The following is a 22,687-nucleotide window of genomic DNA, read 5'->3' as shown; positions in this document are numbered from 1 at the left end:
ACCGACGACCGACGCCGAACTCGTCGACGCCATGACCCTGCCGGGCGTGCCCGACGAGTTCCAGCGCCTCTGGACGCCTCACCGGATGGCCTACATCTCCGCCGGGCGCGAGCCGATGGAGCAGAACTGTCCGTTCTGCGCCGCCCCCGAGAAATCGGACGAGGACGGCCTGATCGTCGCGCGCGGCAAGACCGCCTACGTGCTGCTCAACCTGTTCCCGTACAACTCCGGACACCTGCTGGTGTGCCCGTATCGCCACATCGCGACCTACGACCAGGCCACCGATGAGGAGGTCGCCGAGATCGGCGCCCTCACCCAGCGCGGAATGCGGGTGCTGCGCGCGGTGTCGAACTGCGACGGCTTCAACCTCGGCATGAACCAGGGAGCGATCGCGGGGGCCGGCGTCGACGCGCACCTGCACCAGCACATCGTTCCCCGGTGGGCGTCGGATGCCAATTTCTTCCCGATCATCGCGAAGACGAAGGCCCTGCCGCAGCTGCTCGGAGACGTGCGACGCACGGTCTCCGAGGCCTGGGGTGCGTGAACGGGGTTATCCACAACCCCCGCCCACGGGGAGCGCGCTCTCGCTAACGTGACGGCATGAACGCTCGGACTCGCCCCCTGCTTCTCTCCGCGATCCTCACCGCCGTGCTGCTCGCGACCACAGCCTGCATCCCGCTCCCGAGTCCTCTCCCGCCCGACGCCGCGGCCTCGGCTTCCGACGCCGCGCAGAGTCCCGCGCCCGAGGAGTCGACCACGGTCGAGCCCGACGACGTCGGCGACGTGTTCGCGGAGCGCGAGGAGTACTTCCGCGAGCAGCAGCTGCCGATGGACGGCTCGCCCCTGGTCGCCGTGACGCCCGCGCAGAAGGAGTTCATCGCGGAACAGCGGGCCTACGTCGAGCAGCAGGGGTCGACCTGGACCTCTGCCGACGAGAACCTCGCCCTCGCCCTCGCCGGGGACGCGTGCGAGACGGCGATCCTCAACCGCCACCAGGTCGACGCCACGACCCTGAACACGCACGTCGCCACCTCGCCGCTGTTCGCCCAGCTCGTACCGAGCGATCTGCAGGGAGCCGCTCGCATGCAGGCCGAGAAGCCGATCGCGAGCGTCATGGTCTTCGGCGCGACCTTCATGTGCCCCGAAGACGGAGACGCCTGGGTCGCGGCGTACCGAGAGGTCTACGGGGGCTGAACCGCCACACCCCGTCGAGGCGGGTCAGCGCACCTGACGGACGGCGAACTGCAGGCGCGGGTGGGCGTAGGCCTCTTGCGACTCCACGAGGCGCAGTTCGCGCGAGCCCGACTCGAACGTGTTCGAGAGCAGGTCGAACACACTGGATGCCGTGCGGGCCAGCGCATCGGCCGCGTCGCCGCTGCGGCGATAGTGTGCGGTGAAGAGAGCTGCGGTGACATCGCCCGAGCCGTTCGCCTTCATCGGGATGAGCGGCGTCTGCACGATCCAGGCGCCGGAGTCGTCGATGACCATCATCTCGATGGTGTCGGGCTCACGGTCGGGGCGTTCGACGCTCGTGACGAGGATCGTGCGCGGGCCGCGCTCGCGCACGAGGTCGGCCGACGCGAGGGTCGAGTCGATAGTGTCGGGCTCAGTGCCGGTGAGGAAGCCGAGCTCGAACTGGTTCGGGGTGAGGATGTCGGCCACCGGCACGACGCGCTCGCGCAGAAGGTCGGGGATCGCGGGCGCCACGAAGCAGCCCGACTTGGCGTTGCCCATCACGGGGTCGCAGGCGTAGACGGCATCCGGATTCGCCTTCTTGACCCGCGCGACGGCGTCGATGATGACGTCGGCGATACCCTCGCCGCCCTGATAGCCGGAGAGAACGACGTCGATCTCGGGGAAGACGCCGCGATCTTCGATTCCCGCGAGCACATCGGCGACGTCGGAGGGCGAGATCAGCGGTCCGCGCCACGCGCCGTAGCCGGTGTGGTTCGAGAAGTTGACCGTGTAGACGGGTAGAACCTCGACGCCGATGCGCTGGAGGGGGAAGACGGCGGCGGAGTTGCCGACGTGCCCGAACGCGACGGCGGACTGGATCGAGAGAACCTTCATGCCTCGATCCTCCCACCTCGGCCACCCGGGCGGAGCGCGCCCGCCGCGGCGGCGAGGTCGTCGGCGAGGGCGGCGGCCGAGGCCTCGTCGAGATCGTGCACGGTGAGGCGGAGGAACGCCCCCGCGGGGTCGGGGGAGAGGAAGAAGGGGTCGCCCTCACGCACCAGCCAGCCGCGACGCATGAGCTCCTCCCGCACACGGGCCGCGGGCACCGGAAGGGGCACCCAGAGGTTCAACCCGTCGCCGGGGGTCACGGGGAGCCCGCGTCCGGTGAGCGCCGCCGCGAACGCCGCGTTGCGCGCGGCGTAATGCTCGGCGGCCGCCTCGATGCCGGCGCGCACGGCGTCGTCGGTGACGAGGGCGAGGGTCATGCGCTGCAGGATGTGGCTCACCCATGTCGTGCCGGGCGTGAGGCGCACGGCGAGGCCGTCGGCGGTATCGGGATCGGATGCCGTGACGGCGAGGCACGTGTCGGGTCCGAGGAACTTCGACATCGAGCGGATGCGCGCCCAGCGCCGCTGCGCCGGACCGATGACGGAGTGCAGGGGAGCACGCGACAGCAGGGAGAAATGGTCGTCCTCGATCACGAGGACGTAGGGGTGCCCGGCCAGCACCTCGCGCAGGGCCGCGGCGCGATCGGCGCTCAGGCTCGCCCCCGTGGGGTTGTGCGCGCGGGGCGTGCAGATCACGGCGCGAACGCCGGCGTCCAGGGCCGCGCGCAGTCCCTCGACGGTCATGCCCTCGGCATCCACCGCCACCGGCACCGCCCGATATCCGCCGGTACGGACCGTGTGCAGGGCCGACAGGAAGCACGGGTCCTCCAGCGCCACGGCGTCGTCGCGCTGCAGGGCCTGGGCGAGCAGACGCTCGATCGCGTCGCTCGCACCGCTCGTGACGGTGATGAGCAGGTCGTCGTGGGGGAGCTGGTCGGCCATCCATCCGCGGGCCCAGGCCTCGAGGCCCGGGTCGATGACCGGCTCGCCGTAGAGCACGGGTCGGGTCGAGCGCGCGAGCGCGGCGGTGGGGTCGGGGATCAGGGCGGGGTCGGGGTTGCCCGTGCCGACGTCGCGCAGCACCGTGCCGGGGGCGTATCCCTCCTGGGCGACCGCGGTGCGATCGGCCACGCGCGTGCCGCTGCGGCCGCGGGCCTCGACGAGCCCGGCCTGAGCGAGCTGACGGTAGGCGGCGACCACCGTGTTGCGGTTGACGCCGAGGTCGGCGGCCACGGCCCGCACCGAGGGCAGCAGCGTGCCCGGAGCGAGTTCTCCGCGCTCGATACGCTCTCGCAGATCGGCGGCGATACCGGATGCCGAACGGCCGGTCATGTCGATGGTCATAGGCCCCCCTGGGTCGTCGTCCAGCCTATGTCCTGCGCCATGCTACGGTTTGGCCTAAGCCAATGAATCGCGCCCCGAAGCGCGGAACGCGCACCCACGGTGCGGAACGGAGTGGACATGACCGACACCGGAACCTCCCGCGTCAAGCGCGGTCTCGCCGAGATGCTCAAGGGCGGCGTCATCATGGACGTCGTCACCGCCGAGCAGGCCCGCATCGCCGAAGACGCCGGCGCCGTCGCCGTCATGGCGCTCGAGCGCGTGCCCGCAGACATCCGCGCCCAGGGCGGCGTCGCCCGCATGAGCGACCCCGACCTGATCGACGACATCATCGCGTCGGTCTCGATCCCCGTCATGGCGAAGGCCCGCATCGGCCACTTCGTCGAGGCGCAGATCCTGCAGGAGCTCGGCGTCGACTACATCGACGAGTCCGAGGTTCTCTCGCCCGCCGACTACGTCAACCACATCGACAAGTGGAACTTCACCGTCCCCTTCGTCTGCGGCGCGACGAACCTCGGCGAGGCCCTGCGTCGCATCACCGAGGGCGCGGCGATGATCCGCTCCAAGGGCGAGGCGGGCACCGGAGACGTGTCCGAGGCCACCAAGCACATCCGCACGATCCGCAGCGAGATCAACGCCTTCCGCGCCAAGACGAAGGACGAGCTCTACGTCGCGGCCAAGGAGCTGCAGGCCCCCTACGACCTCGTCGCCGAGATCGCCGAGACCGGCGAGCTCCCCGTCGTGCTCTTCACCGCCGGGGGAGTGGCCACTCCGGCCGACGCCGCCATGATGATGCAGCTCGGCGCCGACGGCGTGTTCGTCGGCTCGGGCATCTTCAAGTCGGGCAACCCGGCTCAGCGCGCGGCGGCGATCGTGAAGGCCACCACCTTCCACGATGACCCCAAGGTCGTGGCCGACGCCTCGCGTGGGCTCGGCGAGGCGATGGTCGGCATCAACGTCGCCGACCTCCCCGCCCCGCACCGCCTGGCCGAGCGTGGCTGGTAACACCCCGCGCGTCGGCGTTCTCGCCCTCCAGGGCGATGTGCGCGAGCACCTCGCGGTGTTGACCGCCCTCGGCGCCGACGCGCGACCCGTGCGTCGGCCCGAGGAGCTCGCCGCCGTGGAGGGCCTGGTCCTTCCCGGCGGCGAGTCGAGCGTGATCGACAAGCTCGCACGCGCCTTCGCCCTGTTCGACCCGATCCGTGCGGCGATCGCCGACGGGATGCCCATGTACGGCACGTGCGCGGGACTCATCCTGCTCGCCGACCGCATCGACGGCGCGATCACCGGTCAGCGCACCTTCGGCGGCATCGACGCGCGCGTCGCCCGCAACGTCTTCGGCAGCCAGACCGCCTCGTTCGAGACCGACCTCGACGTCCCCGCCCTGGGCGACCCGCCGGTCCACGCCGTCTTCATCCGTGCGCCCGCCGTGGTGGAGTGGGGTCCGGATGCCACGCCCCTGGCGACCCTCGCCGACGGGCGCGTCGTGGCGATCGAGCAGGGTGCACTGCTCGGCACCGCGTTCCACCCCGAATCGACGGGGGAGACACGGTTTCACCGCCGCTTCCTCGACCACGTCGCCGCCAGACGCGGCATCCGTGCCCCCGCGCTCTAGACTGGAAGCTATGTCCGGACACTCCAAATGGGCCACGACCAAACACAAGAAGGCGGTCATCGACTCCCGTCGCGCCAAGTCGTGGGCCAAGCTCATCAAGAACATCGAGGTCGCGGCGAAGCTCGGTGGAGCCGACCTCCAGGGCAACCCCACCCTCTTCGACGCCGTCCTCAAGGCGAAGAAGACCTCGGTCCCCAAAGACAACATCGACCGCGCCATCAAGCGCGGTGCCGGTATCGGCGGCGAAGCCGTCGAGTACTCCTCGATCATGTACGAGGGCTACGGACCCAACGGTGTGGCCTTCCTCATCGAGTGTCTGACCGACAACAAGAACCGCGCCGCGGCCGAGGTGCGCACCGCCCTCAGCCGTAACGGCGGCACCCTCGCCGACCCGGGCAGCGTCGCCTACAACTTCAGCCGCAAGGGCGTCATCGTGGTCCCCTCCGAGGGCACGACCGAAGACGACGTCATGCTCGCCGTCCTCGAGGCGGGCGCCGAAGAGGTCGAGCCGCACGGCGACGGCTTCGGCGTCATCACCGAGGCCTCCGACCTCGTGTCGGTGCGCAGCGCGCTGCAGGATGCCGGCATCGAGTACGACTCCGCCGACGTCGAGTTCGTCCCCTCGCTCAAGGTGGAGGTCGACGCCGACACCGCCCGCAAGGTGTTCCGCCTCATCGACGCCCTCGAAGACAGCGACGACGTGCAGAACGTCTACACGAACTTCGACATGAGCGCCGAGGTGCAGGCCGAGCTCGAGAACGACGAGTAAGGGCGCGCCCTCGATCGCGACACGGCCCCTGCGCTTAGCGTGGGGGCCGTGTCTCGTTCCCTCCGCGTCCTCGGAATAGACCCCGGCCTGACCCGCTGCGGCATCGGGGTCGTCGACGTCTCGCCCAACCGCACGGCATCCCTCGTGCACGTGGGTGTCGCGCGTTCCGCGCCGGGCGATCCGATCGAGAAGCGTCTCGCGGCGATCGCCGCCGGCATCCGCGAGGTCCTCGTCACCCACCAGCCGCACGTCGTCGCCGTCGAGCGGGTCTTCGCCCAGAACAACCGGCACTCGGTGATGGGCACGGCCCAGGCCAGCGGCATCGCGCTGCTGCTCGCCGCCGAGCACGGCCTGACCGCCGCGACCCACACCCCCAGCGAGGTGAAGGCCGCTATCACCGGATACGGCTCCGCCGACAAGCTGCAGGTGCAGACGATGGTGGCTCGAGTGCTGCGGCTCGATGCGCTTCCCCAGCCCGCGGACGCCGCCGATGCCCTGGCCATCGCCCTGTGCCACGCCTGGCGCGGGGGAGCGGTCGCCGCCTCGGGCGAGGATGCGCTGACCCCCGCACAGAAGGCGTGGAGGGATGCCGAGAAGAAGCGCACCCCGCCGACGCGTGTCGCTCGAACACATGTACGAACCGGCGCGTAGGCTGTCGGGATGATCTCCTCGCTGCACGGAACGGCGGCTCACGTCGCCGACGACTCGTTGATCATCGTGGTCGGAGGAGTCGGCTTCTCCGTCTCGGTCACCGCTCAGCTCGCGCGCACGGTGCACGTCGGCGACGACGTCCACCTGCACACGAACCTCATCGTGCGCGAGGACGCCCTGTCGCTCTTCGGCTTCGAAACCCGCGAAGAGCTCACCGTCTTCACGCAGCTGATCAGCGTCACCGGCGTCGGCCCGAAGTCTGCCCTCGGGGTGCTGTCGTCGCTCACCGTGCCGCAGATCGCCCAGGCGGTGGCCGACGACGACGACGCCCCGTTCCGCCGGGTCTCGGGCATCGGCCCGAAGACCGCGAAGCTCATCGTCGTGCAGCTCGCCGGCAAGCTGCAGGTCGCGCCGTCCGCGGCTCCCGCAGCCACCTCACCGCACGGCCAGGTGCCCGTACAGGTCACGCAGGCCCTCGTGGGCCTGGGTTGGACGGAACGGACGGCGGCCGAGGCCGTGGCATCCGTCGCCGAAATCGCCTCCGAAGCCGACCGCGCCTCGGTCCAGTCGTTGCTCCGACTCACGCTCGCCCTGCTGGGCCCCGCCCGCAAGGAGAGCGTGAGTGGCTGACGTCCGAGACGCCGGTACCCCCGACGACGAGGTCGAACTCGCGATCGAGGGCGCGCTGCGTCCCACCTCGCTCGCGGAGTTCGTCGGCCAGCAGAAGGTGCGCGGACAGCTGCAGCTGCTGCTCGACGCCGCGCGGATCCAACAGCGCTCGCCCGACCACATCCTGCTCTCGGGTCCTCCGGGGCTCGGCAAGACCACCCTCGCGATGATCGTCGCCCACGAGAGCGGGCGGCCGCTGCGCTTGTCGAGCGGTCCCGCGATCCAGCACGCGGGCGACCTCGCGGCCCTGCTGTCGTCGCTCACGCCGGGGGAGGTGCTCTTCATCGACGAGATCCACCGCATGGCACGCTCGGCCGAAGAGATGCTGTACCTCGCGATGGAGGACTTCCGCATCGACATCATGGTCGGAAAGGGCGCGGGTGCGACCAGCATCCCCCTCGACCTCGCCCCGTTCACCCTGGTGGGGGCCACGACACGCGCGGGGCTGCTGCCGAATCCCCTCCGGGATCGGTTCGGTTTCACCGCCCACCTCGAGTATTACGAGCCGGAAGAGCTGGAGCGGGTCGTGTCGCGCTCGGCATCCATGCTCGACGTCGGTCTTCCGGGCAACGCGCGCTCCGAGATCGCCCGTCGCTCGCGGGGGACGCCGCGTATCGCGAACCGACTGCTCCGGCGCGTGCGCGACTACCTCGTCGTCAACGGACCCTCGACCGGTACCGACGAGGGGCACGCCGATGTGCGGACGGTCGGCGCCGCCCTCGATCTGTACGACGTGGATGCCATCGGGCTCGACCGCCTCGACCGAGCCGTCCTCGACGCCCTCGTTCGCCGGTTCCGCGGGGGACCGGTGGGGCTCAGCACCCTCGCCGTGGCGGTGGGAGAAGAGCCCGAGACCATCGAATCCGTCGTCGAGCCCTACCTCGTGCGCATCGGATTCATGGGCCGCACGCCCCGCGGACGCGTGGCCACTCCCGAGGCGTACGACCACCTCGGCGCCCCCCATCCCGACGGCATGCTCCGGTTCAGCCAGGGGTCATGACCTATACTCGGCGGGGGATTCCCCGACCCACGCTAGGCAGTGCCGCACGGCGCGCCTGATCTGAAAGGTGCACCGCCTCCATGGACTCCAGTTTCCTCCTGCTCATTCTGTTCGCGGGCCTGCTCGTCTTCATGTTCCTGAGCTCCCGCCGTCGCATGAAGAAGCAGAAGGCCGAGCTCGAGCAGAAGGCCCGCGAGACGGTCCCCGGCGCCGAGGTGCTGCTGCAGGGCGGGCTCTACGGCACCATCGTCGAGTACGACGGTGAAGACCTCGACAAGCCCGCGCACGTCGAGATCGCGCCCGGCGTGGTCATCAAGGTGCACAGCCAGGCGATCCTCCGCATCGTCGACTCCGCTGCGGGCACCGTGACCGAGGACGAGTACATCGAAGCCGAAGAGACCGAGGCCGAGTACGTCGCCGGTGTCGCCGACGGCGACATCACCTCGATCAGCGACGACCAGCGCGCTGCCCGCCAGCACGCCGCCGACGCCGAGCGCGACGACAAGGACCGCCCCGCGGTCTGATCGCCCTCACCCGCCTTTTCGTTCACCGCCGCACAGAAAGCCGACTCCGTGGCGCCCTCGACTCCCGTCCGTCACGCCTGGCGCGTTTTGACCGGATTGCTCGCCATCACCGGCGTGCTCTTCGGCATCAACGCGCTGGGCGTGTACGTGTTCAACGCCAGTTCCTGGACCCCCGAGCTCGCGCTCGACCTCCAGGGCGGTACGCAGATCATCCTGCAAGCCCAGACCACCGACGGCGCCGCGCCCGACGGCGAACAGCTGGCGCAGGCCGTCACGATCATCCGCCAGCGCGTCGACGCGTCGGGCGTGGGTGAAGCCGACGTCGCCACCGAGGGTGGCCGCAACATCGTCGTGCAGATCCCCGGCCAGGCCGACGAGGCCACGCGTCAGCGCATCCAGAGCTCGGCTCAGCTTCAACTGCGCCCGGTGCTCTTCACCGGTTCGCCGGCGACCACGTTCGTGGGGCAGGACGGCGTGACCACGCCGTACCCGACGCCCGACCCGAACCTGCCGTCGACGCCCACCGCCTCGCCGACCAACGCGAGCGACCCGGCGTACATCACCCCGGCCCTGCAGGCGCAGTTCCTCGCGTACGACTGCGCGAACCCGCCGAGCAACCCCGCGCAGGCCCCGGCCGACCAGCCGATGATCACGTGCGGGACGAACGACGGGCAGAAGTACATCCTCGGCCCCGTCGAGCTCGACGGCACCGACATCTCGAACGCGACCAACGGCCAGGAGCAGAACACAGGGCAGTGGGCGGTCAACCTCGTCTTCAACGACCAGGGCACGCAGAAGTTCGCCGAGATCAGTCAGCGCCTCTACGGCGCGCAGCCGCCGCTGAACCAGTTCGCGTTCGTGCTCGACGGCTCGGTGCTGTCGGCCCCGTCGATGAACGGCATCATCGTAGACGGTCGCCCCAGCATCACCGGCTCGTTCACGCAGGAGTCGTCGAAGGCCCTCGCCGACCAGCTCAAGTACGGCGCGCTGCCGCTGAGCTTCCAGGTCGTCAGCTCCGACACCGTGTCGGCGACGCTCGGATCGCAGCAACTGCAGGTCGGCTTCATCGCCGGTCTCATCGGCCTCGGGCTCGTCGCGATCTACTCGCTGATCGTGTACCGAGCGCTCGGGACGGTGATCATCGCCTCCCTCGGCGTGATGGCGGTCCTGACCTATCTGGCCCTGTGCATCCTCGCTTGGCGCGCCGGATTCCGCCTGTCGCTGGCCGGTGTGGCCGGCCTCATCGTGACCATCGGCTTCACCGCCGACTCGTTCATCGTCTACTTCGAACGAATACGAGACGAGTTGCGCGACGGCAAGTCGATCACCGCCGCCGTCGAGGACGGCTGGTCGCGCGCCAAGCGCACGATCTACATCTCGAAGTCGATCAACATCCTCGCGGCCGTCGTGCTGTACATCCTCGCGGACGCCACGGTGAAGGGCTTCGCGTTCACGCTCGGCCTCACGACCGCGATCGACATCCTCATCTTCATCCTGTTCACCCACCCGGTCATGCAGCTGCTGGCCCGCACGCGGTTCTTCGGCTCCGGTCACCCGCTGTCGGGCATGGACCCCAACGCTCTCGGCGCCGTGTACCGCGGTCGTGCGGAGTTCCGCGCGCCGGTGGTCGACGCCGGTCGCGCGAAGAAGTCGCGCGGAGAGGCGCAGCGCCGCCAGACGATCGCCGAGCGCAAGCAGGCCGAGCTGGCCGCCGCGAGCCGCGGCGATGGCCGCTCCACGAAGGAGGGAGACGACTGATGCGCTCCATGTCTCAGCTCGGCAACGACCTCTACACGGGCAAGACCTCGTTCCCGTTCGTGCAGCGTCGTCGCCTGTGGTTCATCATCGCCGCGGTACTGGTGATCGGTGCGGCCCTCGTGCCCTTCATCCGCCCCGTGCAGTTCTCGATCGAGTTCACCGGCGGTTCGCAGTTCACGGTTTCGAACCCGGCGACCTTCGACCAGGCCCTCGCCACGCAGGCGGTGACCTCGGTCGTCCCCGACGCCACGACTCGCGTCACCACGATCAGCGACCAGTCGGTGCGCGTGCAGACCGACCAGCTCGACAACGACCAGACGCAGGCGGTCTCGGCCGCCCTCGCGACGGCGTACGACGTGCCGGCCTCGGAGATCACGAACTCCTTCATCGGCCCCACCTGGGGTAATGACGTCACGCGTCAGTCGCTCTGGGGTCTGTCGATCTTCCTCGCTTTGACGTTCCTGATCCTGGCGCTGTACTTCCGCACCTGGAAGATGTCGGTTGCCGCGATCATCGGCCTCGTCGACGTCCTCGTCATCACGATCGGCGTCTACGCGGTCTTCGGTTTCGAGATCTCGCCGGCCGCGGTCATCGGGTTCCTCACGATCCTCTCGTACGCGCTGTACGACACCACTGTCGTCTTCGACAAGGTGAGAGAGAACACCCGGGAAGACGGGGAGATCTCCGGTCGCACGTTCGCGGAGTCGGTCAACCTCGCCGCGAACCAGACGCTGATCCGCTCGATCAACACCACGGTCGTCGCGATCCTCCCCGTCGGCGCGATCCTCTTCATCGGTGTGCCGCTCGGCGCACGCACGCTGAGCGACATCTCGCTGTCGATCTTCGTGGGAACGATCGTCGCCGCGTACTCGACCCTGTTCGTCGCCGTCCCGATGTACGCGCTGCTGCGTGAGAAGGAGAAGCCGATCGCCCAGCGCGACGCGCGCGTGGTGGCGGCTCGCGAGAAGGCGGGCGTCCCGGCCTGAGGCCGGGGCCCCGCCCCTCGGGTCCGAACCCGGGATTCCGCCCTCGGGACTCTGACCCCGGGATTCCGACCCCGGGGCTCCGACTCGGACCCCTGCCGCGGGGCATAGACTTGATCGACTGGCCGAACGGAAGGGGTGGTGATGGCTGAGACCACGTCCTCCGCGCCGCCGCCGTCCTCTCTGCGACGTCTGGTCCCGCGCATCTTCTCGCGCGCGGCTCGCCGCGACGACGTCGACAAGCTCCTGCGCACGGTGCGCACGCACCACCCCAAGGGCGATCTCGCGATCATCGAGCGCGCCTACGCCGTCGCCGACAAGGCGCACGACGGGCAGAAGCGTCAGAGCGGCGAGCCGTACATCACACACCCGCTCGCCGTCGCGCAGATCCTCGCCGAGCTGGGCCTCGGCCCCAAGGCCATCGCCGCGGCGCTGCTCCACGACACCGTCGAAGACACGGGCTACCCCCTCGACGAGCTCGCCGCCGACTTCGGCGACGAGGTCGCCATGCTCGTCGACGGCGTGACCAAGCTCGACAAGGTCAAGTACGGCGACAGCGCGCAGGCCGAGACGGTCCGCAAGATGATCGTGGCGATGTCGAAAGACATCCGCGTGCTGCTGATCAAGCTCGCTGATCGCCTGCACAATGCGCGAACCTGGGGCTTCGTGCCCCCGCACAAGGCCGCGAAGAAAGCGACCGAGACCCTCGAGATCTACGCGCCCCTCGCGCACCGCCTCGGAATCCAGGCGATCAAGAGCGAGCTTGAAGACCTCTCGTTCGCGGTCATGCACCCGAAGCTCTACGCCGAGATTGACAGCCTGGTCAAGCAGCGCACCCCGCAGCGCGAGCAGTACGTGCAGAACGTCATCGACGCCGTCGACGCCGACCTGCGTGAACTCCGCGTGCGCGGGCGGGTCATGGGCCGACCCAAGCAGCTGTATTCCGTGTACCAGAAGATGGTCGTGCGCGGTCGCGAGTTCGACGACATCTACGACCTCATCGGCATCCGGATCCTCGTCGGCACCGTGCGCGACTGCTACGCGGTGCTCGGCGCGATCCACGCGCGGTGGACGCCGCTGCCGGGGCGCTTCAAGGACTACATCGCCACGCCCAAGTTCAACCTGTACCAGTCGCTGCACACGACGGTGATCGGCCCGGGCGGTCGCACGGTCGAGATCCAGATCCGCACGAACGAGATGCACCAGCAGGCGGAGTTCGGTGTCGCGGCGCACTGGAAGTACAAGGAGCGCATGGCGGGCGGCAAGGCCGATGCCAAGGCCGTCGACGCCGACATGGCGTGGATCGCGCACATCTCGGACTGGCAGGCCGAGACCGCCGACCCGGGGGAGTTCCTCGACTCGCTGCGCTTCGAGATCGGCGCGAAAGAGGTCTACGTCTTCACGCCGAAGGGCCGCGTGGTGGGCCTTCCCACCGGAGCGACGCCCGTCGACTTCGCGTACGCCGTGCACACCGAGATCGGCCACCGCACGATGGGGGCCAAGGTCAACGGCCGCCTGGTGCCGCTGGAGTCGACGCTGCAGAGCGGCGACGTCGTCGAGGTCTTCACCTCGAAGAACCCCGACGCCGGCCCCAGCCAGGACTGGCTCGGCTTCGTCAAGAGCACCCGCGCGCGCAACAAGATCCGCGGGTGGTTCACGAAGGAGCGCCGCGAAGAGGCCATCGAGCAGGGCAAGGACTCGATCGCCCGCGCCATGCGTCGGCAGAACCTGCCGCTGCAGCGCCTGATGAACCAGGACTCCTTCACCGAGGTCGCCCGCCTCTTCCACTACGAAGACGTGTCCGCCCTGTACGCCGCCGTCGGCGAGGGGCACGTGTCCACGCAGTCGGTGATCGAGAAGGTAACCGCTCTCGTCAACGTCGAAGAGACCAACACCGGGCCGATCGACATCCCCGTCGGTCGCAGCCGCGCCCCGCGCGGGGGCGACTCGGGCGTGCTCGTGCGCGGTGCCCCCGACATCCTCGTGAAGCTCGCCAAGTGCTGCACGCCCGTGCCGGGCGACGAGATCGTCGGCTTCGTCACGCGCGGCAGCGGCGTCTCGGTCCACCGCGGCGACTGCACGAACGTCAAGGCGCTGAAGGAGGAGCCCGACCGTCTCATCGACGTGGAGTGGGCGCCCACCACCAAGAGCGTCTTCCTCGTGCAGATCCAGGTCGAGGCCCTCGATCGCTCAGGCCTATTGAGCGATGTGACCCGTGTGCTCAGCGAGCACCACGTCAACATCCTCTCGGCGACGGTATCGACGACGAACGACCGCCTCGCCCTGAGCAAGTTCGTCTTCGAGATGGGCGACACCGTACACCTCGACCGGGTGCTCAACGCCGTGCGGCGCATCGACGCGGTCTACGACGTGTACCGCGTCACCTCGTCCTGACCCCTCGCGGCCTCATCGCGCCAGCGGCATCCCGCCTCCTTCCGAGCGGGCGTCCGCCAACAGCGCATCGCCTCGACGCCTGAACGGGAAGCGCGGATGCCGCTCGAGCCAGGCCTCCGCCTCACGGCGCGCCGCCGGGTCGGCCGCGGCCCATGCGAGCGCGACGGATCGCTGACTCTCCTCATCGGAACGGGCGAGATCGGCGAGCGTACGCCCCACCGTACTGAGGTGTACGCCCGCGAGGGACACCGTGTCGACCGCCGGGAGCCGGACGTCGTGGAAGACCGTGCCGCACTCGCCCGGGGGGCGCCGACGGGTGTCGTCGAGGCGCTGCAGATGATGCCGCCTCGGCTCGGTCGGCATCCCTCCATGGATCCACGCGGCGGTCAGCCGGGCCCCGACCCAGCGGTCGCCCAGGAGTGGGGCGAGGCTGCGGGCCCGCATCCACGCCGTCTCGACCGCGTCGGCGGGTATGAAGCCCTCGCCGAGGGGGACGAGCAATCCGTCGAGGCACGCGGCCCGCAGCTCGCTCAGGGCGAGACGCTCACCGGGGAAGTACAGAAAGGGCGACACCATCCCGCCAGTGTGGCGGGGCGGTGTCGCCCGTGTCGGCCGTAACCGTCGACCTGTGGAGAACCGATCAGCCGCCGAGGGCGCGCAGCCAGGTGCGACGCGCTTCGAGGGCCTCCGATGCCTGAGCGGCGGCGCGCTTGTCGCCGCGGGACTCGGCGTCGGCCAGCTCGGCCTCGAGCTTGTCGATCGCGTCGGTCAGCTGGCGCGTCATGTCGTTCGCGCGCGCCTTCTGCTCGGGGTCGTTGCGCTTCCAGTCGGCATCCTCGCGCGTGCGCACGCTCTGCTCGATCTTGCGGAGCTCGTCGTCGAGAGCGCGTTCCTTGTCGCGCGGGAAGATGCGCCCGATCTCGTCCCACTGACGCTGGATGGCCGTGAGCTTCTGGCGAGCGGTCGCGAGGTTCTTCTCGTCGACGATGGGGGCCGCCTGCTCGAGGAGGACGCGCTTCTGCTCGATCTTCTCCTTCGAGGCTTCGGCGTCGGCGGACTCGCGCTCGATGCGGGCACCGTACAGCGCGTCACCGGCGGCCTTGAAGCGGGCCCACAGCGCGTCGTCGACCTTGCGGCCGGCACGCCCCGACGCCTTCCAGGCGTCGAGCAGGTCGCGGTAGGCGCCGATGCCGTCCTCGCCGCGCGGGGCGAGGGCCTCGGCGCGCTCGACGAGACGCGTCTTCGCCTCACGAGCCGCCTTGTGCGTCTCATCCAGCGACGAGAAGAACTCGCGACGGTGGCGGTCGACCGTGGCGCGGGCGTCGCGGAAGCGGCGCCACAGCTGCTGCGCGGTCGACTTCGACAGGCGCGGACCGTTCTGCTGGTGGGCCTGCCACCGGTCGAACAAGGCCGTCATGTCGGCCGTCATCTGCTTCCACTGCACCGTCTGTGGGTCGCGGGCGGCGAGGGCCTCGGCCTCTTCGACAATGGCGGTGCGCTCGCGCACGGCTTCTTCGGTGGCCTGCTTGGCAGCGACGGCCTCGGTCTCGCTCGCCTCGGCGAGCTCGGCGGTCAGCGCGTCGACGCGGGCGATCAGGGCCGCGAGGTCGCCCACCGCGGCGGCACCGTCGAGCTTGGCACGGAGGGTCTTGGCGGTCGAACGCAGATCGGATGCCGAGGCACCACCGCGACGGTGACGCGTCTCGATCAGCGAGACCTCGCCGGCGAGGTCGGAGAACTTGCGCTGGTAGTAGGCGAGCGCCTCGGCGGGGGTGCCGTCGGGGTACTGACCCACGACGCGCCACTCCTCGCCCTCGCGCACCGAGACGGTGCCCTCGTCGTCGACCCGGCCCCAGGGCTGCGTGGTCGTCGTGGAGGCGGTCTTGCCCGGGGGCGGTCCGGGGATGCGGGCGCCGGGACGCGGGGCGGCGGGCTGGGCGGTGGGCGCCTCGGCGACGGTCTCGGCCGGGGCTTCCTCGGCGGGTGCGTCGTCGCCCGTGGGTGCTTGTTCGGAGGGCGCGTCGACGTCGGCGGGCGCGGCGTCGGTAGCGGCGGCGTCGGCCTCGGGCTCAGCGGCATCCGTCGACGGATCTGCGAGCGGCGCGTCGTCGGCCGCACCCTCCTCGGCGGGGGCGGCGACGTCTTCGGGGGAGGACCCCTCGACCACGGGGGCGTCGGTCTCCGCCTCGACCGAGGTCGCAGCGGTGGGATCGACCTCGGCGGCGCTCGCGTCGTCGCGCGGGTCGGAGGTCTCGGGAGTGGGGACGGAAGTCACGGATAGCACCTCATCGCGGCAGGACCGCCTGGGGGAGAAGGACCCTCCGAGCCTAGTACGCGCGGCCGCTCCGACACAGGATCGAGGGCCGCGTCCCGTCTCCCGATCGGTCGGTGGGTGTCGCCCGAGAGGTCAGGGGGTCGTCGATTCCGACGGCTGCGGCGCCGGGGTCCCGGTCGGCGCGGGCGTCGCGGGGGTCTCGGTGGACGACGGCGTCGGCTCCGGAGCCCCCGGGCCCGCGACGAAGTACGCGGTCTGCACGCCGATCGCTCCGGCGATCACGATGAGTCCGACAGCGAGACCGACCAGGTTGTCGCGCCGACGTCGCCGACCCTGACGCTCGTGGAGCTCCACCCGTGCCCGGTAGGCGCGAGCGCGCTCGCGCTGCTCGCGTGTCTGCCGGTCTTTTCCGCGCGCCGCCACATCGACCTCCTCCGCCCGTCCGGGCACGTCGATCCTACAAAGAGGCGCCCGGCGCCCCGGTTCCCCGCGCGCGAACACCTCGCGCGGACGCGGTGTCGGAGGCCGCGGTTAGCCTGGAGGGGTGACCCCTTCCTCCGCGTTGTTCCAGGGCCAGACGCCGCTCGCGGTGCGCATGCGGCCCGTGAGCCTCGACGAGGTCGCCGGCCAGGGGCATCTGCTGCGACCGGGGTCTCCGCTGGTCACGCTCGCCACGACCGACTCCTCGGCATCCGGATCGGCCGTCTCGGTCATCCTGTGGGGGCCGCCCGGCACAGGCAAGACGACCCTCGCGCAGGCGATCGCGCGATCGTCGGGGCGCCGCTTCGTCGAGCTGTCGGCGATCACGGCGGGCGTGAAAGACGTGCGCGAGGTCATGCAAGAGGCCCTCTCGCAGCGCGATCTGTACGGGCAGTCGACCATCCTCTTCCTCGACGAGATCCACCGCTTCACCAAGGCCCAGCAGGACGCGCTTCTCCCCGGTGTCGAGAACGGCTGGGTCGTGCTGATCGCCGCGACCACCGAGAACCCCTCGTTCTCGGTGATCTCGCCGTTGCTCTCCCGCTCGCTCCTTCTCACCCTGCGCCCCCTCGGCGACGACGACCTCGGCGCGCTGGTCGATCGGGCCGTGACCGACCCGCGCGGTCTGGCCGGTCGGGTGGTGCTCGACGACGAGGCCCGAGCCGCCCTGGTGCGTCTGGCATCCGGAGACGCGCGCCGCGCCCTGACGGCCCTCGAGGCCGCGGCCTCGGTCGCCGGCGACGACGCGGGGCTCCCCGCGCCCGCGGAAGACGACGAAGAAGACGAAGACGATCCGGGCCCGTTCACCGGCGCGGGCGACGAGCTCCCCGTCATCACCGCCGACCACATCGCGCAGGCCGTCGACCGCGCCCTGCTGCGCTACGACCGCCAGGGCGACGAGCACTACGACGTCATCAGCGCGTTCATCAAGTCGGTACGCGGTTCGGATCCGGATGCCGCGATCCACTACCTCGCGCGGATGATCGAGGCGGGGGAGGACCCCCGCTTCATCGCGCGGCGCCTGGTCATCTCGGCCGCGGAAGACATCGGGATGGCCGACCCGCAGGCTCTGCAGATCGCGGTGGCCGCGGCCGACGCCGTCGCCTTCATCGGCATGCCCGAGGGGCGCATCCCCCTCGCCGAGGCCACGGTGTACCTCGCCACCACGGCCAAATCGAACGCCGCCTACAACGCCATCAACGCCGCGATCGCCGACGTGCGCGCGGGCGGCTTCGGACGTGTGCCGATGCATCTGCGCGACGCCCACTATCCCGGGGCCAAGCGCCTCGGGCACGGCAAGGGGTACAAGTACGCGCACGACAGCGAGATCGGCATCGTCACGCAGCAGTATCTGCCAGACGAGCTCGTCGGCAGGCGGTACTACCAGCCCACCAGCCACGGCGCCGAACGCGACGTGTCGGCGCGCCTCGAGAAGATCCGCCGCATCCTCGAGGGGCGCTGACACGGCATCCGGAATGCGCCCGGCCCGCTCTGATAACATGAACCGGCTCGAAACAGGGTTTTCGGGCATCCCCTCCTTCCTGTGATCACCTTCCGGTGCGCCCCGGCGTGCGCTCCGGATCGGGCGGAAGGGGGCGATACGCCCGCGAGCCGCGAAAGGCGCGGCCGCGTCATCGGAAGGAGCACTTCGTGACCACGAAGTCTCAGGACCGCCGCAAGGTGCGTCTGTCGCGCGCCCTCGGCGTCGCACTCACCCCCAAGGCCGCCCGCTACCTCGAGAAGCGTCCCTACGCTCCCGGCGAGCACGGCCGCACCAAGCGCAAGGCCGACAGCGACTACGCCGTCCGTCTGCGCGAGAAGCAGCGTCTGCGCGAGCAGTACGGCATCCGCGAGAAGCAGCTGCGCATCGCGTTCAACGAGGCCCGCCGCACCGAGGGCCTGACCGGTGAGAACCTGGTCGAGCTGCTCGAGATGCGTCTCGACGCCCTCGTCGTGCGTTCGGGCTTCGCCCGCACCACCGCGCAGGCTCGCCAGCTCGTCGTGCACCGCCACATCCTGGTCGACGGCCAGCTCGTGGACCGCCCGTCGTTCCGCGTGAAGCCGGGTCAGCAGATCCACGTCAAGCCGAAGAGCGAGGGCCTCGAGCCCTTCCAGGTCGCCGCCGCCGGTGGGCACGCCGAGGTGCTGCCCCCCGTTCCGGGCTACCTCGAGGTCGACCTCGCAACGCTCCAGGCGAAGCTCGTGCGTCGCCCCAAGCGCGCCGAGGTGCCCGTCACGTGTGACGTGCAGCTCGTCGTCGAGTACTACGCCGCCCGCTGATCCCAGCGAGCACACGCAGGGCGTCGGGTTCTCCCGGCGCCCTTCGTCGTTCCCGGTTCCGCGCGCGCCGCTCCCGCGACACGACGCAAGACTTTTCCCGACCACACCTCCGCGTGTACCGCGCACGCGCGCCGGGCCCGCCGGAACTCCTGCGCCGTGTCCCCGCGGCGGGCGCGCCGGGCGGGCAGCCACCGCGCAGAGCGGCGTCGTGTCCCCGCGGCGGGCGCACCGGGCGGGCACATCACCGCGCCGAGCTTCCCCGTCGGGTCCGCGGGGCGAAAGCGGAGAATGGATGCCGGAAGGCACGGCATCCCGTCGCTCGACGCGCGTTCGGCGGAAGCGCTCGCCTACGATGGGGGATGCCGCGTCCGCGGCGTCGTATCGAGGAAGAAGTGGTGATCGTGAGAAGCCTCGTCTGGTTCGCGTTGGGCATCATCGGCGGGTTCGTCGCCGCCCACCTCGTCAACAAGGACCCCCGCGGGCAGGAGGTGCTCGCGCAGCTCGACTCGCGCATCGGCGAGTTCACCGATCGCATGAGCGACGCCTATCACGCGCAGGAGACCCGCCTCTCCGAGATCATCGACGACGCGAAGAGCGTCGCCTCCTCCGCGGTCGAGAAGACCGCCGACGCCGTCGACGACGCCACCAGCGCCGCCAAGAAGGCCGTTTCCCCCTCCGACTGACCCCCTCCGGCCTCCCGCCCCCACCCGCGGGGCGGATCCGCATGCGTACGGAAAGACCCGCCATGAAAACCGCCGAGATCGCCCAGCGCTTCCTCGACTTCTTCGAGAAGAAGAACCACACGATCGTCCCCTCGGCCTCGCTCGTCACCGACGACCCGGCCCTGCTGTTCACCGTGGCGGGCATGGTGCCCTTCATCCCGTACCTCAGCGGAGTCGTACCGCCGCCGTACCCGCGCGCGGCCGACGTGCAGAAGTGCATCCGCACCAACGACATCGAAGAGGTCGGCAAGACGCCGCGTCACGGCACCTTCTTCCAGATGCTCGGCAACTGGTCGTTCGGCGACTACTTCAAGGAAGACGCGATCCGCTTCGCCTGGGAGCTGCTCACCGCTCCCGAGGCGGAGGGCGGCCTCGGCTTCGACCCGAAGGACCTCTGGGTCACCGTCTACGAAGAGGACGACGAGGCGCGCGAGCTCTGGCTGAAGCTCAGCACCCTGCCCGACGAGCGCATCCAGCGCCTGGGCAAGGACACGAACTACTGGTCGACGGGCCTCCCGGGGCCCGCCGGACCCTGCTCGGAGATCTTCTTCGATCGCGGCCCCGACTACGGCATCGACGGCGGTCCCGCCACCGACGACGACCGCTACGTCGAGATCTGGAACCTCGTCTTCATGCAGTACGAGATCACCAACGTGCGCTCGAAGTACGACTTCGACATCGTCGGCGAGCTCCCCGCCAAGAACATCGACACCGGCATGGGCCTCGAGCGCATCGCGTTCATCAAGCAGGGCGTCGACAACATGTACGAGACCGACCAGGTGCGCCCCGTGCTCGATCTGGCCGCCAAGCTGGCCGGCAAGTCGTACGGCCAGGAGTCGCACGAAGATGACGTGCGCCTGCGCATCGTCGCCGACCACGTGCGTTCCTCGCTCATGCTGCTCGCCGACGGCGTCACCCCCTCGAACGAGGGCCGCGGCTACATCCTGCGCCGCATCATGCGCCGCGCCATCCGCTCGATGCGCCTGCTCGGCGTCGAGGGTGCCACCTTCCCCGAGCTCTTCGCCGCCTCGCGCGATGCGATGAAGGAGTCGTACCCGGAGGTCGAGGCCGACTATGCGCGCCTCTCGGCCTACGCGATCGCCGAGGAGCAGACGTTCCTCCGCACCCTCGCGGCCGGGTCCGCGATCCTCGACCAGTCGGTCGTCGAGGCCAAGAACGGCGGCGGCACCACCCTGTCGGGCTCCGAGGCGTTCCTGCTGCACGACACCTACGGCTTCCCGATCGACCTCACCCTCGAGATCGCCGAAGAGGCGGGGCTGTCGGTCGACCGCGCCGCGTTCGACACCCTCATGCAGGAGCAGCGCACGCGCGCCAAGACCGACGCCCGGGCCCGCAAGGGGGCGATCGCCGACCAGAGCGCGTACCGCGAGTTCCGCGCGCAGGGTGAGACCGTCTTCACCGGCTACACCGAGATGCAGACGGAGTCGAAGGTGCTCGGCATCCTCGTGCAGGGTCAGGGCGCCGACCGCGCGTCGGAGGGCCAGATCGCCGAGGTCATCCTCGCCGAGACCGCCCTGTACGCCGAGTCGGGCGGCCAGGTCGCCGACAAGGGCGTCATCGTCGGCCCGGGCTACGAGCTCGAAGTGCTCGACGTTCAGCGCCCGGTTCCGGGCCTGGTGAGCCACACCGTCGAGGTGACCACCGGCGAGGTGTCGGTCGGCGCCCCGGCGACCACGGTCGTCGACGCGCTCAACCGCCACGCCGCCCAGCAGGCGCACACCGCCACGCACCTCGTGCACGCGGCGATCCGCGACACGCTCGGCAAGACCGCGACGCAGACCGGTTCGCTCAACCGCGCCGGATACATGCGCTTCGACTTCAGCTGGGGCTCGGCACTGTCGCCCGAGACCCGCACCGAGATCGAAGACATCGCCAACAACGCCGTGCGCGACAACCTCGAGGTCACCACGCGCGTGATGTCGCTCGACGAGGCGAAGGCCGCCGGCGCCATGGCGCTGTTCGGCGAGAAGTATGGCGACACCGTGCGCATGGTCGACATCGGCGGCCCCTGGTCGCGCGAGCTGTGCGGTGGCACCCACGTCGCCCGCAGCGCCGAGATCGGCCTGGTCAACCTCGTCGGGGAGCAGTCGGTCGGCGCGTCCAACCGCCGTGTGGAGGCCCTGGTCGGCCTCGACGCCTTCCGCGACCTCGCCGCCGAGCGCGCGATCGTCTCGCAGCTGAGCACGAGCCTGAAGACCCCGCGCGAGCAGCTGCCCACGCGCATCGCGGAGCTGGCCGCCAACCTCAAGGCCGCCGAGAAGAAGATCGCCGCCTTCGAGGCGCAGGCCCTGACCGGTCGCCTTCCGCAGCTCGTCGAGTCGGCCGTCGCCGTCGGTACTGTGCGCGTCGTCGCGCAGAGCCTAGGCGAGGGCGCGTCGGCCGACGACGTGCGCTCGCTCGCCCTGCAGGTGCGCGACCGCCTGGGCAATGACCCCGCGGTCGTCGCGCTCGCGAGCGTCGCGGGTGGTCGTGCCACGGTCGTCGTCGTCACCAACGACGCCGCGCGCGAGCGGGGTCTCGCCGCAGGAGCCCTGGCGAAGAACGCCGCGGGCGTGCTCGGCGGCGGCGGCGGGGGTCGTCCCGACGTCGCCCAGGGTGGCGGGACGGATGCCACGGCTCTGCCGCAGGCGCTCGACGGCATCGTCGCGGACGTGCAGGCGACCACCGCGTGACGGCGTTCCGGCGCGGCATCCGGTTCGGTATCGACGTCGGGCGTGCCCGCGTGGGCGTGGCACGGTCGGATCCGGACGGGGTGCTGGCCGTTCCGGTCGAGACCGTGCCCCGCAAGGGGGAGCCGATCCGCCGGATCGCGGCTCTCGCGACGGAGTACGATGCCTTCGAGATCCTGGTCGGGCTTCCGCTCAACCTGCGCGGGGAGGACACGGCATCGACCACCGACGCCCGGACCTTCGCGGCTGCCCTGGCGGACGCGCTCCCCATGCCCGTGCGGCTGGTCGACGAACGACTGAGTACGGTCTCCGCGCATGGCGTGTTGAGAGAAGCAGGGCGTTCCCAGCGGGATTCTCGTAGCATTGTGGACCAAGTCGCCGCTGTGGTCCTTCTGCAGCAGGCGCTCGACGTGGAGCGACAGTCTGGCGAGCCGGCCGGACCCACCGTCACCCCGGGACAGGAGCCCGCCTGA

General features: G+C 70.2%; 22 protein-coding genes. 17 read left to right on the top strand and 5 right to left on the bottom strand.

Going from position 1 to position 22,687, the window contains the following annotated elements; genetic code table 11:
- Positions 1-31 precede the first annotated feature (31 nt).
- Entirely contained in the window at positions 32-544 is a 513-nt protein-coding gene (locus F9B98_RS09675; protein WP_150957774.1) for an HIT family protein, read from the top strand.
- A gap of 56 nt (positions 545-600) precedes the next feature.
- Positions 601-1,194, top strand: coding sequence for a hypothetical protein (locus F9B98_RS09670; protein WP_150956577.1), 594 nt, complete (start codon positions 601-603; stop codon positions 1,192-1,194).
- A 24-nt stretch (positions 1,195-1,218) separates the two neighbouring features.
- Here the strand turns inward: F9B98_RS09670 and pdxY are convergent, their stop codons facing one another.
- Together pdxY and F9B98_RS09660 are read right to left on the bottom strand one after the other, a co-directional pair.
- On the bottom strand, positions 1,219-2,070 hold the full coding sequence (pdxY, locus tag F9B98_RS09665) for a pyridoxal kinase PdxY (protein ID WP_150956574.1): 852 nt from the start codon (positions 2,068-2,070) through the stop codon (positions 1,219-1,221).
- Entirely contained in the window at positions 2,067-3,407 is a 1,341-nt protein-coding gene (locus tag F9B98_RS09660) for an aminotransferase class I/II-fold pyridoxal phosphate-dependent enzyme (RefSeq protein ID WP_150956571.1), read from the bottom strand. Before F9B98_RS09660 ends, pdxY begins: the two co-directional genes overlap by 4 nt.
- 117 nt (positions 3,408-3,524) lie before the next feature.
- Between F9B98_RS09660 and pdxS the strand changes: the two genes are divergently transcribed.
- The 10 genes from pdxS (at position 3,525) to F9B98_RS09610 (ending at position 13,767) form a co-directional block, all read left to right on the top strand.
- On the top strand, positions 3,525-4,409 hold the full coding sequence (gene pdxS, locus F9B98_RS09655; protein WP_191966756.1) for a pyridoxal 5'-phosphate synthase lyase subunit PdxS: 885 nt from the start codon (positions 3,525-3,527) through the stop codon (positions 4,407-4,409).
- Positions 4,399-5,019 (top strand): pyridoxal 5'-phosphate synthase glutaminase subunit PdxT, encoded by a 621-nt coding sequence (pdxT, locus tag F9B98_RS09650; protein WP_150956565.1) that lies wholly within the window; start codon positions 4,399-4,401, stop codon positions 5,017-5,019. Before pdxS ends, pdxT begins: the two co-directional genes overlap by 11 nt.
- Before the next feature lie 10 nt (positions 5,020-5,029).
- Complete coding sequence (locus tag F9B98_RS09645) at positions 5,030-5,788, top strand: YebC/PmpR family DNA-binding transcriptional regulator (RefSeq protein WP_056231653.1); 759 nt, start codon at positions 5,030-5,032, stop codon at positions 5,786-5,788.
- Positions 5,789-5,836: 48 nt separating this feature from the next.
- On the top strand, positions 5,837-6,439 hold the full coding sequence (ruvC, locus tag F9B98_RS09640; RefSeq protein ID WP_150956563.1) for a crossover junction endodeoxyribonuclease RuvC: 603 nt from the start codon (positions 5,837-5,839) through the stop codon (positions 6,437-6,439).
- Positions 6,440-6,448: 9 nt separating this feature from the next.
- The gene (ruvA, locus tag F9B98_RS09635; protein WP_150956560.1) at positions 6,449-7,069 is read left to right on the top strand and encodes a Holliday junction branch migration protein RuvA; all 621 of its coding nucleotides are present in this window, start codon (positions 6,449-6,451) and stop codon (positions 7,067-7,069) included.
- The gene (ruvB, locus tag F9B98_RS09630; RefSeq protein WP_150956557.1) at positions 7,062-8,108 is read left to right on the top strand and encodes a Holliday junction branch migration DNA helicase RuvB; all 1,047 of its coding nucleotides are present in this window, start codon (positions 7,062-7,064) and stop codon (positions 8,106-8,108) included. The genes ruvA and ruvB overlap by 8 nt, the downstream gene beginning before the upstream one ends.
- Before the next feature lie 80 nt (positions 8,109-8,188).
- Entirely contained in the window at positions 8,189-8,632 is a 444-nt protein-coding gene (locus tag F9B98_RS09625) for a preprotein translocase subunit YajC (RefSeq protein WP_150956554.1), read from the top strand.
- A gap of 48 nt (positions 8,633-8,680) precedes the next feature.
- The gene (gene secD, locus F9B98_RS09620) at positions 8,681-10,390 is read left to right on the top strand and encodes a protein translocase subunit SecD (RefSeq protein ID WP_150956551.1); all 1,710 of its coding nucleotides are present in this window, start codon (positions 8,681-8,683) and stop codon (positions 10,388-10,390) included.
- A complete protein-coding gene (gene secF / locus F9B98_RS09615) occupies positions 10,390-11,376 on the top strand; it encodes a protein translocase subunit SecF (RefSeq protein WP_150956547.1) in 987 nt (328 codons plus the stop codon). The genes secD and secF overlap by 1 nt, the downstream gene beginning before the upstream one ends.
- A 141-nt stretch (positions 11,377-11,517) precedes the next feature.
- Complete coding sequence (locus F9B98_RS09610) at positions 11,518-13,767, top strand: RelA/SpoT family protein (RefSeq protein ID WP_150956543.1); 2,250 nt, start codon at positions 11,518-11,520, stop codon at positions 13,765-13,767.
- Between the two features lie 12 nt (positions 13,768-13,779).
- Here F9B98_RS09610 and F9B98_RS09605 read toward each other — a convergent pair whose 3' ends face one another.
- From F9B98_RS09605 to F9B98_RS09595, 3 genes are all read right to left on the bottom strand, one after another.
- The gene (locus F9B98_RS09605) at positions 13,780-14,343 is read right to left on the bottom strand and encodes a hypothetical protein (protein WP_150956540.1); all 564 of its coding nucleotides are present in this window, start codon (positions 14,341-14,343) and stop codon (positions 13,780-13,782) included.
- Between the two features lie 64 nt (positions 14,344-14,407).
- Positions 14,408-16,042, bottom strand: coding sequence for a DUF349 domain-containing protein (locus F9B98_RS09600; RefSeq protein ID WP_150956537.1), 1,635 nt, complete (start codon positions 16,040-16,042; stop codon positions 14,408-14,410).
- A gap of 132 nt (positions 16,043-16,174) precedes the next feature.
- Complete coding sequence (locus F9B98_RS09595; RefSeq protein WP_225310298.1) at positions 16,175-16,492, bottom strand: dioxygenase; 318 nt, start codon at positions 16,490-16,492, stop codon at positions 16,175-16,177.
- 94 nt (positions 16,493-16,586) lie between these two features.
- Here F9B98_RS09595 and F9B98_RS09590 point away from each other — a divergent pair, with 94 nt between their 5' ends.
- The 5 genes from F9B98_RS09590 to ruvX all read left to right on the top strand — a co-directional run bounded on the left by F9B98_RS09590 (position 16,587) and on the right by ruvX (position 22,687).
- Positions 16,587-17,984 (top strand): replication-associated recombination protein A, encoded by a 1,398-nt coding sequence (locus F9B98_RS09590; protein ID WP_150956535.1) that lies wholly within the window; start codon positions 16,587-16,589, stop codon positions 17,982-17,984.
- 188 nt (positions 17,985-18,172) lie between these two features.
- Complete coding sequence (gene rpsD, locus F9B98_RS09585; protein ID WP_150956532.1) at positions 18,173-18,802, top strand: 30S ribosomal protein S4; 630 nt, start codon at positions 18,173-18,175, stop codon at positions 18,800-18,802.
- A 401-nt stretch (positions 18,803-19,203) separates the two neighbouring features.
- On the top strand, positions 19,204-19,485 hold the full coding sequence (locus tag F9B98_RS09580; protein ID WP_225310297.1) for an ATPase: 282 nt from the start codon (positions 19,204-19,206) through the stop codon (positions 19,483-19,485).
- 62 nt (positions 19,486-19,547) lie between these two features.
- Positions 19,548-22,217: an alanine--tRNA ligase gene (gene alaS, locus F9B98_RS09575; protein WP_150956527.1), complete on the top strand. Its 2,670-nt coding sequence runs from the start codon at positions 19,548-19,550 to the stop codon at positions 22,215-22,217.
- Positions 22,214-22,687, top strand: a complete 474-nt coding sequence (gene ruvX, locus F9B98_RS09570; protein WP_150956524.1) for a Holliday junction resolvase RuvX — start codon at positions 22,214-22,216, stop codon at positions 22,685-22,687. The genes alaS and ruvX overlap by 4 nt, the downstream gene beginning before the upstream one ends.

This window comes from Microbacterium testaceum StLB037, from assembly GCF_008763945.1.
GTDB classification, from domain to species: Bacteria; Actinomycetota; Actinomycetes; order Actinomycetales; family Microbacteriaceae; genus Microbacterium; species Microbacterium testaceum_G.
The sequence above is the reverse complement of the archived record's forward strand: the minus strand, read 5'-3'. Positions and strand labels throughout refer to the sequence as shown.

Coding starts and splice junctions, on each gene's coding strand:
- F9B98_RS09610 (WP_150956543.1), top strand. CDS start 11,518: ATGGCTGAGACCACGTCCTCCGCGCCGCCGCCGTCCTCTCTGCGACGT.
- alaS (WP_150956527.1), top strand. CDS start 19,548: ATGAAAACCGCCGAGATCGCCCAGCGCTTCCTCGACTTCTTCGAGAAG.
- F9B98_RS09625 (WP_150956554.1), top strand. CDS start 8,189: ATGGACTCCAGTTTCCTCCTGCTCATTCTGTTCGCGGGCCTGCTCGTC.
- pdxY (WP_150956574.1), bottom strand. CDS start 2,070: ATGAAGGTTCTCTCGATCCAGTCCGCCGTCGCGTTCGGGCACGTCGGC.
- F9B98_RS09675 (WP_150957774.1), top strand. CDS start 32: ATGACCCTGCCGGGCGTGCCCGACGAGTTCCAGCGCCTCTGGACGCCT.
- F9B98_RS09605 (WP_150956540.1), bottom strand. CDS start 14,343: ATGGTGTCGCCCTTTCTGTACTTCCCCGGTGAGCGTCTCGCCCTGAGC.
- ruvA (WP_150956560.1), top strand. CDS start 6,449: ATGATCTCCTCGCTGCACGGAACGGCGGCTCACGTCGCCGACGACTCG.
- F9B98_RS09660 (WP_150956571.1), bottom strand. CDS start 3,407: ATGACCATCGACATGACCGGCCGTTCGGCATCCGGTATCGCCGCCGAT.
- pdxS (WP_191966756.1), top strand. CDS start 3,525: ATGACCGACACCGGAACCTCCCGCGTCAAGCGCGGTCTCGCCGAGATG.
- F9B98_RS09645 (WP_056231653.1), top strand. CDS start 5,030: ATGTCCGGACACTCCAAATGGGCCACGACCAAACACAAGAAGGCGGTC.
- secF (WP_150956547.1), top strand. CDS start 10,390: ATGCGCTCCATGTCTCAGCTCGGCAACGACCTCTACACGGGCAAGACC.
- F9B98_RS09670 (WP_150956577.1), top strand. CDS start 601: ATGAACGCTCGGACTCGCCCCCTGCTTCTCTCCGCGATCCTCACCGCC.